Raw genomic sequence first — 18322 nt, 5'->3', positions numbered from 1 at the left:
TCATCATCAGGCACAGAAAAGAAACCGGTTTCGCTTTGTCACAAAGAGATATGTAAGCGCTAACATAGTATGATTATATCGGTCAATTAACAAAATGTCCAGGAAAAGTACGTTCTCCGAATCGACTCCTTTTTCTCCGATTCTTCATCAAACGACTTTTCCTTTTGACGTTCAAGATAGTATACGCGAAGCGTTCTGTTTCGTGCCAGGGCAAATGACCTGAATGCGTAGTTGCCTGCCCTGACACGCCTTCGCGTTAACAGAATAACTCAGGCGATGCCTGCACAATGCCAACCAGATCCTGAAGCTGCTGAAGCAAGATCATTTCTTTCATATTAATCGTCTCCAGCATCTGCGCCACACTGTCATTGACAGAAATCAACTGCGGCAGCTCCACTACACTCGGGGTCACGGTTCCCCCTACCCCCAGCACGGCCTGTATCTTCTCTCCCTCTGCGTTCATCAGATGGGCAAGCGCCAGTTCCTGCAAGGCAATGGCGGCGAGGTTGGCTGATACCGCCTTTTCCAGATTGGATGGCTGCAGCGCAATTGTCAGCTCGTTGGATGCACCTGAACCATCAATGACGGGGCCGCCCGGTTCGCTCTGAAACTCGAATTCGAAAAAGGCTTGGTTGGTAAATTCGCCTGATTCCGGCTTGGACACAACCAGGAATTGATATTGGATGACGACAGTCTGACCGGCGGCAATCGTACCCAGATTGAGATTGCTAATATCCGCTCCGGGCTGGGGCACGCCGTCTACCAAAATGCTGTTCTCAACAAATACGGTTCCCTCTGGCGGCGGATCGAGCATGACCACCAGTTCGGCGTCAGCTTGCCCGGTATTGGTCACCACCACTTGATACGTAATGACATCCCCGACACCCGCTCCTTCTGTGTTGGCGGTCTTCTCCGCTTCAAAGTTCGGGGCGTTAATGTCTACTTGCAAGCCGAGCCCATTGATCAGGTAAGCATCACCTGCCGTCGTTCCCTGAATGACCGCTGAGGTCTGTGCGTTGTTCAGCGAGGAAGAAACATCAATATTGGTGATGTCATAACCTTGTCTTCGACCGTCTGCATTGACACCGAGTGGCTGATTGAGATTTCCGAACGTTCCCGATGTATCCAGCAGGCCAAGATCATTATTGATCTGCGAAGCGAAGAAGTTATCAATCGGGTTATTGGGACCGCTCACCGGAGCGAGTGTACCGACTGTAGGACCGAACAGCAACTGGTCTCCCACCCGGTTGGAATCCCCTTCCAGCGCACTCACGATCAGGCGTCCATTAACCGGTCCGGTAGGGGGAGTAAAAAATCCGGATATGGTAGCCGGAGCACTTCCGCTTCCGATGCTGACAAATTCACTCGCCACGAAGATGGTCAGGTCCCGAATATCGACCGAAGGATTCTCATAGGCGACGATAAGCGTCCAACCTGCCGCATTTGTCGTGTTGTCCGATGCACTCGTCGTGCCGACGATGTTTCCGACCGTATAGGAACCTGCGCCAGCAGCCTGCACAATCGCCGTCACATCTGCAGAGCGCACATAAAACGTATTGAAGATCGTGGCGGCCGTTGCGGGATCGAAGGCAACGGAGAACAGTCCGGCTGGTGAATTGACAGAAACATTATCGTTGATAAAGGCACTGAGGTCCTGACCGGACACATTGAAGCTGCCGGACCAGATCAGTTCTGCATACAGCACGGTGCTGCCTGCCGGAATATTCAGAATGGCTGTCGCGCCATCCTCTGTAAAATTCAAGGTCGTGCCAGGGGGGAAGTCATTCACCTGGCTCGCCAGATTTTGCGTAGCCAGTGCCCCGATCGCATCCTGGTCTCCCTGAAAATTCGTATTTAATTGCTTGCTGAGACCCAATGTATTTCCGGTAATGGTCAAGGCACCGTTCGTTGTCGTATTGAACCGGGTGACGACAACCATCTCCTCACCTCCTGATTCAGGATATCGCTTGGTAATCCTGATTTCCTACTTAACATATGCTTGCTGACGGCAGTCTGCCTGTGTGCTTGTCATCCCCTGGAATCTCGATCTCCCACTCATATTCACACCTGACGAGGCATATATACAGTACTAACAAAGCTGGGGAGGTTTAAGACATGAGTATGCCAGAGATTCCAGAGAATAAGTTCAGGCCCTCAATCAAAGAAGTATACATTGACCTGCTAGAGTCGATTGCTTTGGAAGAGATCAGTATATCGCACCTTCTCAACGCGGAGGCCGAAAAAATTCAGGCCTTTGTAGGCAAGGACCTGGAGTTCCCCCTCTATCCGACTACGGAGGAAATTATCGGCTTCAATCAATCCGTACGAAAATTCGTCGATACGATCGTCATGAAGGAATGGCTGCTGCTCAAAAAGCTGGAAAGTGTCGTCGACGAATTCAATCTTATATTTGAAGAGCACGAAGATGAGTGACCGTCCCCTTCGAAAGCTGGATGTATGTATCTCGACCCTCTGCCTAGCAATGGAAAAGCGCCTGTCCAGCCAGAAAAGTCTTCAGGTAGCCCTGATCCGTATGTATCAGGCTTCAAGGCCAATTCCTGCCGACAGAGCACAATCTGAATGTATCCGAACGATGAAGCTGACCTTGCACCTGTTAGGCACATTATTGTTTCATATGGAAAAAATATCGCTGATTTACCGACTCGCAGGCGCCAAAACGGAAAATATTGCGCTAGCCCGCAGTATGAAAACAAGTCTGGAGCAAACAGAGAAACAATACGCCCTCATTCCCGAGCTCAAGCTGAACCTGAGTCAGATGAGGGCGCTATTTTACATCCAGGTCTTGAGCGACGTGCCAGTCAAAGCGCCGCCAAACGGGCGTGGTCAGCGCGTATGGCTGCATGGGCAGAGCAAGCGGATCGGACCAGACCAGAATCGCTATTCAAACTGAACCTTCCATTAGGTGAACCGTACATACAGACCGCGGTTCAGACGGATATGCAGAACAAGCCGCCAGCTGAGCTGAACGGCTTGCCTGCTGGCGTACGTGATGGCTGCACATATCAATGCGCCGAAGGGAGATACGGGGCATTACGTACCAATAATGAACCCTCCAGGTGTCACCTGTATGAGATCCAGCACATTCTCGAATTTGAACTGGAGCAGCATTTCTTTCTTAATGACGTTCTGCAGGGTTCTTCTGACGCTCTGATCAACGAGTAGCAGATTGGAAATCGTTACCGCACTAGGCGTTAACGTAGATGTCGTAGGTGTCAGGGTTCCCAGTACAAACTGTATCTTCTCCGCTTCCGCGTTCATAATATGTGCTAACGCCAATTCTTCCAGTGCGATGGAGGATAGCAAAAGTGGGATCGTTTGCCCTACCGTTACGGAAATGGTAGGTGTAATGTTGGGAATTGTAGGCATTGACATGTGATCACCTCTTTCCGTTTGATTATCCCTATACTTTATTCAGGACCACGCTTGCACGTACAGGGCAGGTGCCTATTTATCGTTGGCCTCCTGAACCTTTTTGATCTCGTCAGCCTGATCTTTGGCCGTAATCAGCAAGCCTTCCTGTGTCAAGACAATCTGAAGATGTGCAAGTCCAATCGCCACAACCGGCAGATCGGTCGTATTAATCACCGAGGTATCCTCACACTTCCAGGTAAGCACCTGTTCCGATTCCGGCTGTTCCAGCCACTGATTGATGCTGTCCCATGTCCCCAGATCACTCCATGTTCCCTCGAATACTTTCACCCCGATTCTCTCCGCCCGGTGCAGCACTTCCTTGTCAAAGCTTGTTTTGCGCAGCGTGGTATAGGCTTCTCTCACCGATGATTCCTTTATGGACAACCCGATCTGCTGAAAATGCGAGCGAACCCAGGCGGGATGAATGACAAACGCCCCGCTGTTCCAGCAAGCTCCCTGTTTGATCAGAGCTGAGGCTCCCGCACTGTCCGGTTTCTCCACAAACCGACTGACGGTCAACAGCTTCCCCTCGGTGGCTGCTGCATCCGGTTCTTCCATGAGCATATAGCCAAATTTGGTGGATGGACGGGCTGCGGGAATGCTGATGAGACCAAGCTGATGTCTCTTGGGTTCAAACTGTCGTTCAAAGTCCAGCAAGCTTTCGAAGAACGGCTGCTCAATCCATAAATCGATGGGACAGCAACAGATCAGTTCGTCCTGATCAGACTGTTGCTCCATGATGGATGCACAGGCCAGCAAGACGGCCGGATACGTATCCCGGGCCTCCGGCTCGACCATCCATTGGACGGGGTGAACACTTCGCTCTTCGACATGGCGTCTCATCGCAGGCCACAATGCTTCACTGGTCACAATGGACACGGAGTCTGAGAATACGGAAGCTGACAGACGTAAGGTACGCTGAACCAGTGACTCTCTCTCTCCTTGCGCATCCTGAAAAATGGGAATAAATTGCTTGGGTCGCATCGGCGTGGACAGAGGCCATAGCCGTTTCCCGCTCCCGCCTGCCAGCAGCACCAGCCTCATGACCGCTTCCCTTCCCTGATTCGCCGCAGATCGGCCTCCATCATCATCGCCACCAGTTGTTCCAGCTTTACCTGAGGCGTCCAGCCGAGCTTCTTCTTCGCTTTTTGCGGCGATCCGATCAGGACGTCCACTTCCGCAGGACGATAGAATTGCGGATCAATGACCACATAATTCTCATAATCCAGCCCGACATAATCGAACGCCTGCTTGCAAAATTCACGGACGGTTACGGTGCGTCCGGTCGCGATCACATAATCATCCGCTTCCTTTTGCTGAAGCATGCGCCACATCGCCTCCACGTAATCTCCGGCGAATCCCCAGTCTCTTCGCGATTCCAGATTCCCAAGTCTCAGCTGATCTTGTTCGCCATTGACGATGTTGGCGACACTGTGCGTGATCTTGCGAGTGACAAAATCGAGTCCTCTGAGCGGGGATTCATGATTGAACAGAATGCCGCTGCTCGCATGGAGCCCATAGCTCTCCCGGTAATTGACCGTGAGCCAGTGACCGAAGCATTTCGCTACACCATATGGACTACGGGGGTAAAAGGGCGTTCTCTCCGTCTGCACAGGCTCCTGCACACGGCCGTACATTTCACTCGAAGAAGCCTGATAGAACCGGCAGTCAACCTGTGCGATCCGTATGGCTTCCAGTATATTCAGCACGCCTGTACCCGTCACCTGGCATGTGTGCACAGGCTGCTGCCAGGAGATGCCTACAAAACTTTGAGCAGCCAGGTTGTAAACTTCCTTCGGCTGCACCTCCTTTAAAATCTTCACCAGTGAAGTCAGGTCTGTTACATCACCGTGAACGAACGCCACTTCTTCCGTGATGCCCAGTTCATCCAGTCTCCAGCGATGCGAGGTGCTTCGCTGTGGCAGCAAACCGTAAACGGTATATCCTTTTTGCAACAGCAGCTGGGCCAAATAGGCACCATCCTGTCCGGTAATGCCCGTAATCAAGGCGGTACTTTCCTTCATTGGCTCCATCCTCCCTCTCATGACTTCCCGTCTCATTTACGGATCAACAAATCAAAATGACTGTGCGCATTTGTTTTGTGCATCAAATCATTCAGGCCGAGGGCCGTCACACTTCCGTCATGCTCGATCACATGCAACTGATATTGCAGTTGCTCAAAAATGCGCAACGTCTCAAATGCGTCAAATCCCTGTTTTGCCCAGGCATGCGGATTAAACTCCAGGATCAGCTGGCAGGTATTCGAGCGTTCCAGTACAGCGATCAAATCGGTCAGAATGTGCGGCTCTGCTCCCTCAATATCCACTTTGATCACATCCGCCTGAAGGTCAGGCAGCAAGGCCGTGAGCGGTTTCGTCTGAACAGATACCTCTCGAATTCGTTCTACCATTCCCATACCGGTCAGGCACTCTTTGTGAAGACTGGCGGAAGCCAGCAGATCCTCTGGTATATACAAGGACATCTGTCCCTCCTGCTGACTGATTGCATAGGGATGAATGTCCATATGATAAAAGCCATTGATCAGCTTGCTTCGCCTCAGATTGGCATGAAAAAACGGGTTCGGCTCCACGGCATGTACGCGGCCCTTCAGTCCAACGACCTGTGACGCGAGGAGCGCATAATATCCGCAATTGGCCCCTACGTCGATGACGGTCATGCCTGGCTGGACGATGGAGAGAAACGTTTTCGTCACCCAATCCTCCCAGTAGCCATCCAAAATCAGATGACCTGACATACTGATTTCTCTCGTATCCACGTAAATTTTCGGCCCGTACTTCAGTCGGGCCAGTACGGTATGATCTCCGATGTACACGGCGTTCGCATTCATGTTCCACTCTCCTGATTCATGCTGATACTCCTCTGAAGCAAATGACAAAACCGTTGATAAATCTGTGCACCGACACGCTGTTTAGAGAAGCGAGGAAACAGGGAGGCTCTCGCTACTTTTCCAATCTTCGCTGCCTGCTCAGGACGGGCGTATATGTCCTTCATCAATCTGGAGAGATGTTCTGCACTCGGCTCAGCCCAGCGGTGTCCATAAAAATGGCGTGGCATGGAAGGATCGACCTCAGTCAGACGTTCAGTCTCAATCAAGTAGCTGTTGGTGTCATTCATGAAGGCCAGATGCCCGCTCCAGCGTGTTCCGATTACCGGAAGCTCCATCGCCATCGCCTCCATGAAAGGCCTTCCCCAGCCTTCCCCGCGCGTCGGTAGCACAAAGGCATCCGCAGACACATACAAGCCGAGCATCTCCTCATCCGACAAGGACTGATCGATCACCTTCACAGCCGGCAGATTCTGTTTGCCCATCTTCTTCTTCAGCTCATCGATCACGACGTCCAGCTTTGCCCTCGGCTCATTCACCTTGCTCACCTTCAAGACCAGGGTGACATCATCCTGATCGTCAAAGGCCGTAAAATAGGCTCGAAGCAGAACATCCCATCCTTTGCGGATGCTCCAGTCGAATACGGACAGAAACACGAAGGATCTCGCGTCCTGTAGCGGAAACGGGGCAAGCTCTGGACGCCGTGCATAAATCTGGTCGTCCAGCGTACCCGGAATGATGTGCAGGCTGTTTCCATTGAGACCAGATCGCTCGAATGTTTCCACGTTAAAGGCAGAAGGGACCCACACCTCTGAAAATGAGGACAAGATACGTACCCAGTCTTCAGGTATGCGGTCGGTCTCAAACATCGTCCGGGCAATCGAAATGGGCGCTCGCGGGATCGTAAACAATTGAGCGGGTGCTGCCTGGATATGGATCAGTGGCTTTGACTCTCCATCGCTTTGTGCCTGACCCGACAAGTGAATAAGCGGTACTCGCTGTGCCTGTCGTTCGGGCACGGTATCCATGGGCTGCACCTCGATGGCAATCGGGTACGTCCGCAGTGATTGCATAAAATGCTGTTGCTCACTGGCGTAGCCGGTCTGATTGTAGAGCGGACTCTGCCACAGAACAGGCAATGCCTTCGGAAGCCAGCACATGTATCCGTGATTTTCTGCGCTGTAATCCTCCTTCCTGATCCATCCCTCATGTTTCAGGATCATCAGCAGCATTTCCAGGGAAGTGTGCGAGGGCTCCTCGTAGCAGAGCAGAAGGGTCTGTCCGGCAGATCGGAGCTGCTGACACAAAGTCAGGAAGGGAATCGGGTTAAGTTTGTGAGCTGGCACATAGATGATCCATCCCGTGCACGTTCTTTCACTAGATGGCTTCTGAACCTGCTGATCCAGTTCTCCTGCATCAACGGCTGTGATCGTACCTGTCAGCGGAAACAGTTCCGGCCATTTTGCATAACTGGAGAAACCCTCCACTTTCTCCTGAACAGACGGACTCAGCCAGTGTACGTCCAGGGTTGTGACAGAAGCAGGTGACGGTGAATCTTGCTGGAGCCGCAACAACTCCTTCACCTCCTGCTGCAGATCCGACCATTTCACTTGCAACTCATCTTTCACCGTCTGCCACTTGTTATTTCGACTCGGGCAAACTTCCACTGCCCGTGTGTAACATTCGTTCGCCTGCAGCCAGTGGCGATTCTCCTCATGAATCTGACCCAGTTGTCCGAGCATGTCAGCCATTTGACGAGACAATTGCTGCACTCCCTCCAGCAGATAGGGATACAATACTTTGCGATAAGCTGCATCTTGTTGTCCCAGTTCTTCCATAATCTGAATCGCCCGCTGCATGTCTCCGCTGCGAATATGACTGTTGACCAGACAGAGCTGGACGGAGGACATCAAGGGATCTTCCCGTTTCAAAGCCGCCTTGGCCCGTTCAAAAAAGACCAGCGCCTGATCATATCGTTCATGATCAAGGTAATACAGTCCCGTGCGAATCGTCATTTCCTTAACCTCGGGAAAACGGGTATGGAGTGCCACCAGTTTCTGGGCGAGATCGAGCTGGAACGACGAGGTCTGCTGAATGGCCTGTTCAATCTCGCTCAGTTCCACTGAGAGCGCATTTTCAGCCGAACGGTTTGAGACAGCGGGCTGCGAAGACTCCTCCAGCATCGACTCCGCCATGCGGTCCACACAGCGGGACCATGTAAAATGCGCCTGCATATGCGCGGCTGCCTTCACCCCTTTATCCCTGGCCTCTTCCCGGTGTGCAACGACATGGCGCATCTGTTCGATCAGATGATCCAGATCGGGTTGAATCCATACCGGACGAGAGATCGTCTCCAGATGCCCGAACGGTGCGTTCTCCATCTCTTCCAGTTTGCTGGAAATCAGGTAGCCCATCTCTGCAGTCATCATATCCACACTGGGCCCGCGATCCGGCACGATAACCGGTATTCCGCAAGCCATCGCTTCCACAAGTGGCAGACCGAATCCCTCTCCACGGTAGGGATGAACAAGACAGTGAGCGCGTCGATACAGACTGGCCAACTCCGGCGCTGTCAATCTTCCATCCCGGTAGACGATGGGGGGAACGGTAGATTGGGCCGCTAGAGCTTGGATTTGCGGTCCCAGGTGGATGCCTTTGTAGAAGCTGTTTGTTCCCCAATCTTTAATAATCAGGCGGACATCATCGGATGGTTGGAACGCCTTGCAGTAGGCTTGCAGGACGAGATCAATCCCTTTTCTCGGAATACTGCCCCCGACAAACAAGAAGGTAAAGGGCTCGCTTCCTGACTCTGGGGCGGGATGGAAGATCGTTTCATCGAAGCCAAGCGGCATCGTCTTGATTTTCTTTGCCGGAATTCCGTCCTGTATATAACAATCCCGGTTATATCGGCTGTAGACCCACACCTCATCGGCTTCATATTTAAAAGGGATGTACCAGTCTCTGGGCATCGATCCGAATTCCCAGGGCTGCATCACCATCCATTTGCTTCTTGCGTGACTGCGCTGAAGACGGGGAGGCCACTGATGCTGAAGCACGAGATCGAAATGGCGGTCCCCCATGGGTTCGTCCTGCCGAATCTGGTGAACGTAAGAAGCTTCGATGTGAGCCTGACCGACCAACCGCTTCCAGAGCTCCCGATTGACATGGGCAAAGCTGCTGTCCGAATGCAGGGGACCTTCCAGCAGAAGGGACTTTTTGTCGCTCACCTTCATCTCGCATACCTTCTCTCTTGAATTCATCAACACAATGTATGTCACCAGCCTGTCAGTCGTTCCATTTCAAACAGAAATTGGAATCTATCATACACATACCGAAATGGCAGGGCATAGGATAGATCGATTGTGATTCCATAAATAGAGGTGTATGCATGACTCAGCCAAGCCTGTCTCTTTGTATGATTGTGAAAAATGAAGAGAGAATGCTGGAGCAATGTTTGCAAAGTGCTGCAGAGGTAGTCGATGAGATGATTATCGTAGATACGGGTTCTACGGATCGGACCGTCGATATTGCTTCGTCCTTCAACGCCCGTGTCATTGACTTTCCATGGACCCATCATTTCGCAGAGGCACGCAATGCCGGGATCAGGGAAGCTTCCTCCGACTGGATATTGTGGATGGACGCCGATGAGGAATTGGATACAGAGACGACGCCCCTGATCAAACCGATGCTAGGCAGTAGTCAGAAGGATGTGCTGTCCGTCGAGCTCATTAATTATTTTGGCAAGGAACGAAACCCTTACAAGACGTTCAGGATGGCGCATCCGCGCATCTTCCGCAATCATATGAACCTCTCCTTCACCGGAGCGATTCATGAGATGCTCGATCTGTCCAGCCGCTACAAACCGGATGAAGTCAAGGACGTAGTGGGAACGCTGCCTGTCAAACTGTATCATTACGGTTATCTGGATCAAATCGTAGCGTCGAAGCAAAAGCATGAGCGAAATGTAAAACTGCTCGAAGAGCAACTACAGCAGCGTCCGGATGATGGATGGCTTTATTACCATTTGGCTTCCGAATATTATCGGGTCAAAGATTTTGCCGCGTCTTTCACCCATATCAATCAATCCATCCTGCGATTTATTATGCAGGGCCAAACACCGCCTTCCCTGGTCTACAAGCTGAAATATTCGATCCTTGTCAGCACAGCCAGCTTCGATGGGGCGAGCAGCGGAATTGAAAAGGCCGTGCAGCTGTACCCGGATTATGTAGACTTGCAATTTTACCGAGCGGTCATCTATCTGTATACGGATCAGGTAAAGAAAGCGATCGAGGTCTTTGACCTTTGTCTGGAGCTGGGTGATGATCATTTGCAATACTTGTGTCAGCACGGTCTCGGAAGCTTTCAAGCCTATTATTATCGCGGGCTGGCCTATGAGAAGCTGGGGCAGCAGAAAGAGGCGCTGGAAAGCTATGAAGCAGCCCTCCAACTCTATCCGACATTTGAAGAGGCCATCATCGCTCTGAATGACTTGGAGAAACAGATAAAAAAAAGCCAGATACAGGAGTGACGGCGACTCCTGTACCTGGCCCGATCACAGGCTAAGCTGTGAGCTCAAAAATGACGGGGGATAATCGAGAAATGGTGTCATGCGATGGAAGATGATCAAAAATCCAAAATTAGAGGAATTTTCAACCTGATTGACGAAATGTAAGCGAAACATCAATTTACGTATGGAAGATAGAGAGAGGTGACAGCATGAATATACCAAAAATTTGGTTTATCGAAGGCATTCCCGGTTCTGGAAAAACCACGACAGCCAGATGGTTGTCTACCATCCTGATGCAGTATGGTCAATTAACAGAGCTCTATCTTGAAGGGAATCTCAATCATCCTGTCGATCTCACCTATACCGCGGTTCTCCATGATGCACAATGGCACATGCTGGCGCAGCGGTTTCCCGAACAGTTGCCGCTGCTGCAAACGTTCGTACAATCGGATGCAAGCGGACACCGCCTGATCCCTTATGGGTTAATATCCCATATTCACCATGATTTTCCTGAAACCTGTATGGCGTTTCTAAGTCAGCATGATGCCAATTATCTGTCTCCTGAACAATATTGCCGCATCATGCTGGAACGGTGGCAATCATTTAGCAAACATGCGTTGCATTCGCGCACTATCTACATATTTGAAGGGTGTCTGTTGCATCATCCCATTTCATTCTTGCTCGCCCGGCACAATCAGTCCACCACGCAAATCAAGGACTACATTCTGGCCATGACCCAAATCATGCAACCGCATCAGCCTAACCTGATATATTTTCATCAGGAAGATCCGCGCACTGTCCTGCAGCAAGCCCGATCCGAACGCTCTGATAGCTGGTGGAACCAGTTCGTGCACCAGTGTACCCGCCAGGCATATGGACAGGCCCACAAACTGGCTGAAGAGCAGGGGGTATACGACTATTTGAAAGCCCAACGAAGCCTGGAGATTGAATTGATCTCCAACTGGTCGATCCCTACAATCTCGATTAACTATGCCACCTATACCCCGACCATGCAGCAAATGTTCCAGCAGCAAATCGAGCAGACGCTCCGTTTTACCCTGCTGCCCTAATCGTGCATTTGCCGTTGCCCGGCCTGTTCAGTTTCCGACATCTCAATTGGCGGCAGTCCGTTCAGTTACCTACACCTCACTCGGCATCGACCTGATCGGACTGCCCAGGCTTCCACTCATCCAATTCCCTGATTCGCCAGATGAAGCGCATAAAATGCCCCTCTTCTTGCCATCAGCTCTTCATAACTTCCCATCTCCACACAGCGTCCCTGTTCCATCACCACGATGCGATCGACATCACGAATGGTAGACAATCGGTGGGCGACGATAAACGTGGTTCTGCCCTTGATCAATTCCTGCATCGCTCGCTGAACATGGCGTTCAGATACATTGTCCAGGGCCGATGTAGCTTCATCGAGGATGATCAGCTTGGGCTCTCTGATCAGCGCCCTCGCGATGGCGATACGTTGCCGCTGACCGCCTGACAGCTTGCCCCCGTGCTCGCCGACCAGGGTGTCCAGTCCGTGGGGAAGCTTCTCGATCACCTCGTGCAGATTGGCCATGTCGATGACCTGCTTCAATCTGTCCTCACTTACAGTCGGCAAACCATACGTGATGTTGTCCCGAATCGTGCCCGAGAATAGCAACGTATGCTGAGGTACCATGGAAATATGCTGTCGATAGCTCTGCATGTCCAGTTCACTGAGCGGAATATTGTCTACTCTGATCTGACCGCTTGTCGGTTGATGAAACCCCAGAATCATATTTAATACCGTTGATTTACCTGCACCGGACGCTCCAACAAAAGCGACGCTTTCGCCTGGACGCACATCAAGGTGAAAGTCATTCAAAACGTGGGTATGACCAGACTGATATGTAAAATGCACGTGCTCGAACGAAATTTTCCCGGTGAGCTGGCTGCACTTTTTTTTCCCCTGGTATGACTCGATGTCTTTGGACATCAGCACCTCGGTGACGGAATGAATGGATTCGAACCCTTTGGCCATTTGCGGGTAAATGTTGATCAATCCGGTTACAGAGCCTAGAATCATATTGAAAAAACCTTGGTACATGACGATATCGCCTGCGGGAATCTTGCCTGTATACGCCAAATAAGCCGTGAAGATCAGACAGCCTGCCTGCACCAGTTGAAACGTGACCCAGTTCGAAGCCCCGAAATAGGCCTCAAGCATATCCAGTCTGTGGCCTTTCTCCTTAATGTGGTACAAGGCATCATCCATTTTGTCAATTTCAACCTTTTCCAGTCCGTGGGCACGAGTAACCGGAATCATCTCCACCATCTCGGACATCTTGCCAGACATCTCCTCGACTTCACGCCGGAATTCATGATTGGACAACCGCATTTTTTTTCGAAAAAAAGACACCAGCACGAGGGAAATCGGGATCGTCACCACAAAAAACAACATGACGGTCCAACTGTGATAACTGGTCAGGATTATCGCGATGATCACGTTGAAGGCAGCGGGCAGGACAGAAATCATCATTTGCTTGGACAAAAACTCAATCGCTTCCACGTCCCTGAGCACCTTGGATTGCATCTTGCCCGACCGCAGATCACTGTGAAAGGAGATCGACAAATGCTGAAGCTTGCGTACGAGTGTACTGCGTAGCCCGGCTTCCACATGTCGAATCGCTTTGCTCATAAATTTCATATAAAGCGCATTGGTCGGAATATTTTGCAGCAGCAGGATCACTAGCACACCCAGATTCAGCCACAGCTCAAAAGCTTGATGCTCCCCCGGGTTCACGGCAATGTTAATAATGTTCGCTGTAATAATGGGCATCACCCAGGTTGGCGAACTCTTGATCACATAGAAAAAAGAAGACCAGACCAGCTTCCTCGTGTGTCCGGCATAAAGGTGGGACAGAATGTTCAACGGTTGACTTTTGGAAATATTGTCATCCGCAAATACCTCTTCCATATCCAGCGTTGCTCTCTCATGCTTCAATCACATCAGCCCCTAGCATTTTGTCATCATTTGTTTTGTTAGCTATATTGAGATCATATTATGATAACAAATATAATTCAACTCATGATTAGAGCGTTTTCATCTTTCACGAGAGGTCTATGGCGCTCATGGGTCCTGTTGTTCTCGCTAGAGCCCGTTTACTCGAAATTTCACGTTCAGGCAGGCACGGTTGGCAAGGTTACCATTACGGTCGTTCCCTCCCCCTCCTTGCTCGTGATGTGGAGCTGACCTTGATGGTTCTCGATAATTTTTTGACTGATCATGAAGCCGAGGCCGGTTCCGGTCTTTTTGGTCGTCAGGAATGGATCGCCCATCTTCTGCAAAATATGTTCCGGTATCCCGCAGCCGTTATCTGTAAAGGAGATGTGAATGCTTCCTCCTTCTCCTTGCTGCACCTCAATCTGAATCCATCCCCCGTTCGGACAAGCTTCAATGGCATTTTTTATAAAGTTGATAAACACCTGTTTTAATTGATTGGAATCACAGCGGATGGCCAGTAGACCAGGAGCACATTGATGCTTCACTTCGATCGCATGTAACGTCGCCTGCGGAGCCATCAGCGTGACCACATCCTGGACAATCTGCTCGATGGAATCTTCACGAAACTGCAGATTATGCGGTTTGGCCAGCACGAGCAACTCACTGACGATGAGCTCAATGCGATCCAGCTCGGTTTGAATAATATCGATATACTGGGATTTGACAGAAGGCGCGGTGGCGATCAACTGGATGAAACCCTTTACAGAAGTCAGCGGATTGCGGATTTCATGGGCGATACCAGCAGCAAGCTGACCGGCCAGGGACAGCTTCTCCGCCTGCTTCATTAACTCATCATGCTTGCGGCTCTCGGTCATATCCTTCACAATGACATAAAAACCCACCACTCGCTCATCAATGACGATGGTGGCCGGGGAGGATAACACCTCGACATCATAGCCACTCTTGTGACGAAGGCGGAATGAAATGGAGCGCAATTCCCTGCCTTTCCTCGCTGCGGTTAATCGTTTCCTCAACTTCGGACGATCATCAGGGTGAAGCAATTGGGCAAATGGCAGTCCGATCAATTCCTGCTCCTGGTAGCCGGTTAATTGGAGTACGGCCGGGTTGACCTCCTGAATGTCAGTATTCAAGAGCAATGTAAACACGCCGTCCGGATTATGGATTTTCAATGATTGATAGCGCTTTACACTTTCCTTGAGCAACAGCTCTGTTTGCTTGCGCTCGGTTATATCCTGCACGGTGCCGAACATATACTGCGGCTGACCATCATCATCGGTTAACAGCTCTCCGGTAATATGCATATGCAGGATACGTCCGTCCTCTTGCAAAACCCGGTACTCCTCATTTAATTGCCGGGTCGTCCGGGAAGTCTCGATTCGCTGACGGATTCGCTCCTGATCATCGGGATGGATACGTTTCAGCAGTTGTTCCATCGTATAGGAGTGTTCGCGAACCTCCGTTCCTCCGATTAGATCTCGAATTTCTTCGGAAAGCACGATCCGGTTCGTCTCCGCCACCCATTCATAGAAGCCCATCCGTGTAATACGCTGTGCCTGGGAAAGCTTGCTTTGGCTCAGTTTGAGTTCCGTCTCGGAACGCTTGTGTTCGGTAATATCCAACACGGACACGATGATCTCCGACTCTCCGTCCGGTCGCTGGAGTACATTCATGGAATGATAGTAATAGCGGTCGTTCATCTTCATCTCGAAGAAGACCCTTTCGCCTGACCAAGCTCGCTCTCCATAATGATTCAGAACCGTGCAGCTCGACTCATCAAATACTTCTTCCAGCGACTTTCCAAGCACCTCACTTGGACTGCAACACAAATACTTTTCACTTTGTCCAGATACGATGGCGAAGTAAAAGGTATCTCTCGCCCGAATCAGCTTGAAGGTCAAACTGAGCTGATTCTGCAAAATCTCAATCAACTCTTCCCGGGAACGAATCAGATCGGCTTCTGTTTTCTTGCGCTCCGTCATCTCTCTGCCCACACCAATGACATTCGTGACCGTACCCGCTTCATCCACGATGAGCTTCACCTTGGTCTCGAACCATAGATAATGGCCCGCTGCATGACGAACTCGACTGATATGCATCCCTTCGAGCCCATATTCTCTACGCCTCACCCGGGGAGCATCTTCCGGATGAAAGTAGGAAAAGGAATCTTGTCCGATCATTTGCTCAGCTTCATAACCGAGGATCTTGGTAACGGCAGGCGAAATATACTCTACAATCCCGTCTTCGGTCGTACTAACGAGGATATCCATGGCATGCTCGGTAAACATCTCATGCCGTTTTTCAATTTTTCTCAGCCGTTTTTCTGATTTTTTCCGTTCGGTCATATCCACGATCTGGGCGACAAAATATTCAGGCTGGCCAGCTTCATCCCTGCGTACTTTTAAATGAAGAGTGACCCAAATTGGATGGCCTTGCTTATGGACATATCGTTTCTCAAGCTGGAAAGCAGATCTGTCCGAAGCGTCGTTCACGTCCGCAAGAATAGACGCATCCGCTTTCAAATCCTCGGGGTGCGTCAGTTCCTGATAAGTAAGCTGTGGCAGTTCTTCTTCCGAATAGCCGAGCAGCTGGCACAGCGCCTGATTCACTTTTTGAATCACTCCGCAAGCATCGATCACGGCCATCCCGATCGGAGCGTGCTCAAATGCCGTTTCGTACAGGGAGTGTTGCTTGCCTGTTTGATTCATGTCGTGTTTCCGTCTCATCATAAAATCAGTTCTCCATCTGAGTCGTATGCGAGTCTTTTTGCCTATTTTAGTATATTTCTGTAACTTTGGGTAGCAAAATGGTGCGCCAATTCCCATTAATTAGTATTTAAGTGGGCTTTTTATCCAACCTTTTTTATACCAAAGAGGGACCTCCTTCGCGTTGGAGGCCCCTGCATCGGGTTACGACTCTCGATCGGGTTTCTTCTCTATTTGCAACCCTTCTACATGTCGCTTGCTCATTACCTTTCGTTTCTTACGGGTTTCTACATCTTCAAATACAATGTCCATATCATAATCGTCCGGATAAAGCTGGTCGCGACTTAGATATAATTCCACCCGTTTCCCAAGCACCGTTAACGCCTCCCCCCTTACTAGCAAGGTCAGCTGGCCTCGTTTATTCTCCGTTTGCATGACGGTTCCGTATTCGTTCAGGTAGGGAACAAAAACACGATCCCCTACAGAGAACCGGGAAGGAACGGGCTGGTCTCCCTGTCCAGGCCTTGGCGCTCGTTTCTGTTCTTTCCATCTCTCCGTTCGTTTCAATGATGGAGACTCATCTTCTTGCTCATCTGCGGTTACGGTTCCTTGATCTTGCAGGAGACGGTTTGCATAGCTGCGGGCACGATGGACGATCCGTTCGGGCATACCGAGCCTGGTTGCAATATCGAAGGCATAGCTGCTTCCCGCTTCCCCAATGGTCAACACATAACGAGGTTGCAGCGTCTTCGTATCGAACTCCATTCGGGCATTCTCAAATCCATCTGTGCGACTCGCGTAATGTTTGATCTCATTGTAGTGGGTCGTCACCAGCAAGGTCGCTCCCAATTGATACAGTTCCTCCAGTACGGCAATGGACAAGCCGATCCCTTCTCCCGGATCTGTACCGGAAGCCATCTCGTCAATGAGAATAAGCGTATTGGGATGGGCCCCTTTCAGCATCTCCATAATGCTCCGCAAATGAGAGGAAAACGTGCTGAGTGATTGCTCCATATCCTGATTGTCCCCGATATCGACGAACATCTCATGAAAAATGTGCAGCGAACTGGATTCATCTGCCGGAATCAGTAAACCAGACTGCACCATCAGTGTGAGCAGACCGACCGTCTTCAGACAAACGGTTTTGCCGCCTGTATTGGGTCCGGTAATGATGAGGACGTGATAGTCCTGACCCATCTGAATATCCAGCGGGACGGCTTTTCCTGTCAGGAAAGGATGCACCGCTTGCTTCAGCACGATCATCCCGTCCTGATTCAGTTGCACCCTGCGACCGTTAATCTGGCGTGCATATTTGGCCTTGGCAAAAATAAAGTCTGTCTGCCCGACAATATCCAGATTCAGTTGCAGCTGGGGCTGGTGCTCTTCCAGCAGCGCTGTAAGATGTCCGAGGATTTTCTGTTCCTCTACAGCTTCTGCGGCTGACCATTCTGCCCACTCCGTCTGAAGAGGCTGCAATTCCATCGGTTCGATGAATACAGTCAACCCGCTAGCGGATTCATCCAGAATCACACCTTTTACTTTCTTGTGATACTCCTTCTTCACTGGTATGACGTAACGGTCGTGACGCTTGCTGACGATCGCTTCCTGCATATAGCTGCGGGCTTTCTTCATTATGTGATCCAGCTTTTTCTTGATTCGGTCCTCCAGCATCCTCATCTTTCTACGGATTTTGGCCAGTTCCGCACTTGCTTCATCCGCAACCTGACCGTGATGGATGCTCAGTTCCAGCTGCTCATTGACGTGCGACAGATCCAGCATCGAATAACCGTACGCAGCCATATGTGGTGCTTCTTCTTCCTTTCTCTTCAGAAATG

General features: G+C 50.6%; 13 protein-coding genes. 4 read left to right on the top strand and 9 right to left on the bottom strand.

What is annotated here, in order from left to right; translation table 11 throughout:
- Positions 1-256 precede the first annotated feature (256 nt).
- Entirely contained in the window at positions 257-1939 is a 1683-nt protein-coding gene (locus ACFSUC_RS14065; protein ID WP_379930254.1) for a DUF11 domain-containing protein, read from the bottom strand.
- A 176-nt stretch (positions 1940-2115) separates the two neighbouring features.
- On the opposite strand from ACFSUC_RS14065, the gene ACFSUC_RS14060 reads away from it, so the two are divergent.
- Entirely contained in the window at positions 2116-2433 is a 318-nt protein-coding gene (locus tag ACFSUC_RS14060; RefSeq protein ID WP_379930253.1) for a hypothetical protein, read from the top strand.
- A complete protein-coding gene (locus ACFSUC_RS14055) occupies positions 2426-2911 on the top strand; it encodes a hypothetical protein (protein ID WP_379930252.1) in 486 nt (161 codons plus the stop codon). The genes ACFSUC_RS14060 and ACFSUC_RS14055 overlap by 8 nt, the downstream gene beginning before the upstream one ends.
- 140 nt (positions 2912-3051) lie before the next feature.
- Here the strand turns inward: ACFSUC_RS14055 and ACFSUC_RS14050 are convergent, their stop codons facing one another.
- The 5 genes from ACFSUC_RS14050 to ACFSUC_RS14030 all read right to left on the bottom strand — a co-directional run bounded on the left by ACFSUC_RS14050 (position 3052) and on the right by ACFSUC_RS14030 (position 9510).
- Positions 3052-3393, bottom strand: coding sequence for a hypothetical protein (locus ACFSUC_RS14050; protein ID WP_379930251.1), 342 nt, complete (start codon positions 3391-3393; stop codon positions 3052-3054).
- 72 nt (positions 3394-3465) lie between these two features.
- On the bottom strand, positions 3466-4476 hold the full coding sequence (locus tag ACFSUC_RS14045) for a sugar phosphate nucleotidyltransferase (RefSeq protein WP_379930250.1): 1011 nt from the start codon (positions 4474-4476) through the stop codon (positions 3466-3468).
- Complete coding sequence (gene gmd / locus ACFSUC_RS14040; protein WP_379930249.1) at positions 4473-5456, bottom strand: GDP-mannose 4,6-dehydratase; 984 nt, start codon at positions 5454-5456, stop codon at positions 4473-4475. The genes ACFSUC_RS14045 and gmd overlap by 4 nt, the downstream gene beginning before the upstream one ends.
- 32 nt (positions 5457-5488) lie before the next feature.
- Positions 5489-6280, bottom strand: coding sequence for an FkbM family methyltransferase (locus ACFSUC_RS14035; RefSeq protein ID WP_379930248.1), 792 nt, complete (start codon positions 6278-6280; stop codon positions 5489-5491).
- Positions 6277-9510: a glycosyltransferase gene (locus ACFSUC_RS14030; protein ID WP_379930247.1), complete on the bottom strand. Its 3234-nt coding sequence runs from the start codon at positions 9508-9510 to the stop codon at positions 6277-6279. The genes ACFSUC_RS14035 and ACFSUC_RS14030 overlap by 4 nt, the downstream gene beginning before the upstream one ends.
- 155 nt (positions 9511-9665) lie before the next feature.
- Between ACFSUC_RS14030 and ACFSUC_RS14025 the strand changes: the two genes are divergently transcribed.
- The gene (locus ACFSUC_RS14025; protein ID WP_379930246.1) at positions 9666-10805 is read left to right on the top strand and encodes a glycosyltransferase; all 1140 of its coding nucleotides are present in this window, start codon (positions 9666-9668) and stop codon (positions 10803-10805) included.
- A gap of 188 nt (positions 10806-10993) precedes the next feature.
- A complete protein-coding gene (locus ACFSUC_RS14020; RefSeq protein ID WP_379930245.1) occupies positions 10994-11854 on the top strand; it encodes a hypothetical protein in 861 nt (286 codons plus the stop codon).
- A 116-nt stretch (positions 11855-11970) separates the two neighbouring features.
- Here the strand turns inward: ACFSUC_RS14020 and ACFSUC_RS14015 are convergent, their stop codons facing one another.
- The 3 genes from ACFSUC_RS14015 to ACFSUC_RS14005 all read right to left on the bottom strand — a co-directional run bounded on the left by ACFSUC_RS14015 (position 11971) and on the right by ACFSUC_RS14005 (position 18317).
- The gene (locus ACFSUC_RS14015) at positions 11971-13764 is read right to left on the bottom strand and encodes an ABC transporter ATP-binding protein (protein WP_379930244.1); all 1794 of its coding nucleotides are present in this window, start codon (positions 13762-13764) and stop codon (positions 11971-11973) included.
- A gap of 176 nt (positions 13765-13940) precedes the next feature.
- A complete protein-coding gene (locus tag ACFSUC_RS14010; protein WP_379930243.1) occupies positions 13941-16511 on the bottom strand; it encodes a PAS domain S-box protein in 2571 nt (856 codons plus the stop codon).
- A 180-nt stretch (positions 16512-16691) separates the two neighbouring features.
- Entirely contained in the window at positions 16692-18317 is a 1626-nt protein-coding gene (locus ACFSUC_RS14005; protein ID WP_449288692.1) for an endonuclease MutS2, read from the bottom strand.
- Positions 18318-18322: the final 5 nt, after the last annotated feature.

The organism is Marinicrinis sediminis (assembly GCF_042685085.1).
In the GTDB taxonomy this organism is placed as follows: Bacteria; Bacillota; Bacilli; order Paenibacillales; family KCTC-33676; genus Marinicrinis; species Marinicrinis sediminis.
The sequence above is the reverse complement of the archived record's forward strand: the minus strand, read 5'-3'. Positions and strand labels throughout refer to the sequence as shown.

Excerpts from the sequence above, each read along its gene's own strand:
- ACFSUC_RS14060 (WP_379930253.1), top strand. The coding sequence starts at position 2,116 with ATGAGTATGCCAGAGATTCCAGAGAATAAGTTCAGGCCCTCAATCAAA.
- ACFSUC_RS14035 (WP_379930248.1), bottom strand. The coding sequence starts at position 6,280 with ATGAATGCGAACGCCGTGTACATCGGAGATCATACCGTACTGGCCCGA.
- ACFSUC_RS14065 (WP_379930254.1), bottom strand. The coding sequence starts at position 1,939 with ATGGTTGTCGTCACCCGGTTCAATACGACAACGAACGGTGCCTTGACC.
- ACFSUC_RS14025 (WP_379930246.1), top strand. The coding sequence starts at position 9,666 with ATGACTCAGCCAAGCCTGTCTCTTTGTATGATTGTGAAAAATGAAGAG.
- ACFSUC_RS14030 (WP_379930247.1), bottom strand. The coding sequence starts at position 9,510 with ATGAAGGTGAGCGACAAAAAGTCCCTTCTGCTGGAAGGTCCCCTGCAT.
- ACFSUC_RS14010 (WP_379930243.1), bottom strand. The coding sequence starts at position 16,511 with ATGATGAGACGGAAACACGACATGAATCAAACAGGCAAGCAACACTCC.
- ACFSUC_RS14050 (WP_379930251.1), bottom strand. The coding sequence starts at position 3,393 with ATGTCAATGCCTACAATTCCCAACATTACACCTACCATTTCCGTAACG.
- ACFSUC_RS14055 (WP_379930252.1), top strand. The coding sequence starts at position 2,426 with ATGAGTGACCGTCCCCTTCGAAAGCTGGATGTATGTATCTCGACCCTC.
- gmd (WP_379930249.1), bottom strand. The coding sequence starts at position 5,456 with ATGAAGGAAAGTACCGCCTTGATTACGGGCATTACCGGACAGGATGGT.
- ACFSUC_RS14020 (WP_379930245.1), top strand. The coding sequence starts at position 10,994 with ATGAATATACCAAAAATTTGGTTTATCGAAGGCATTCCCGGTTCTGGA.
- ACFSUC_RS14045 (WP_379930250.1), bottom strand. The coding sequence starts at position 4,476 with ATGAGGCTGGTGCTGCTGGCAGGCGGGAGCGGGAAACGGCTATGGCCT.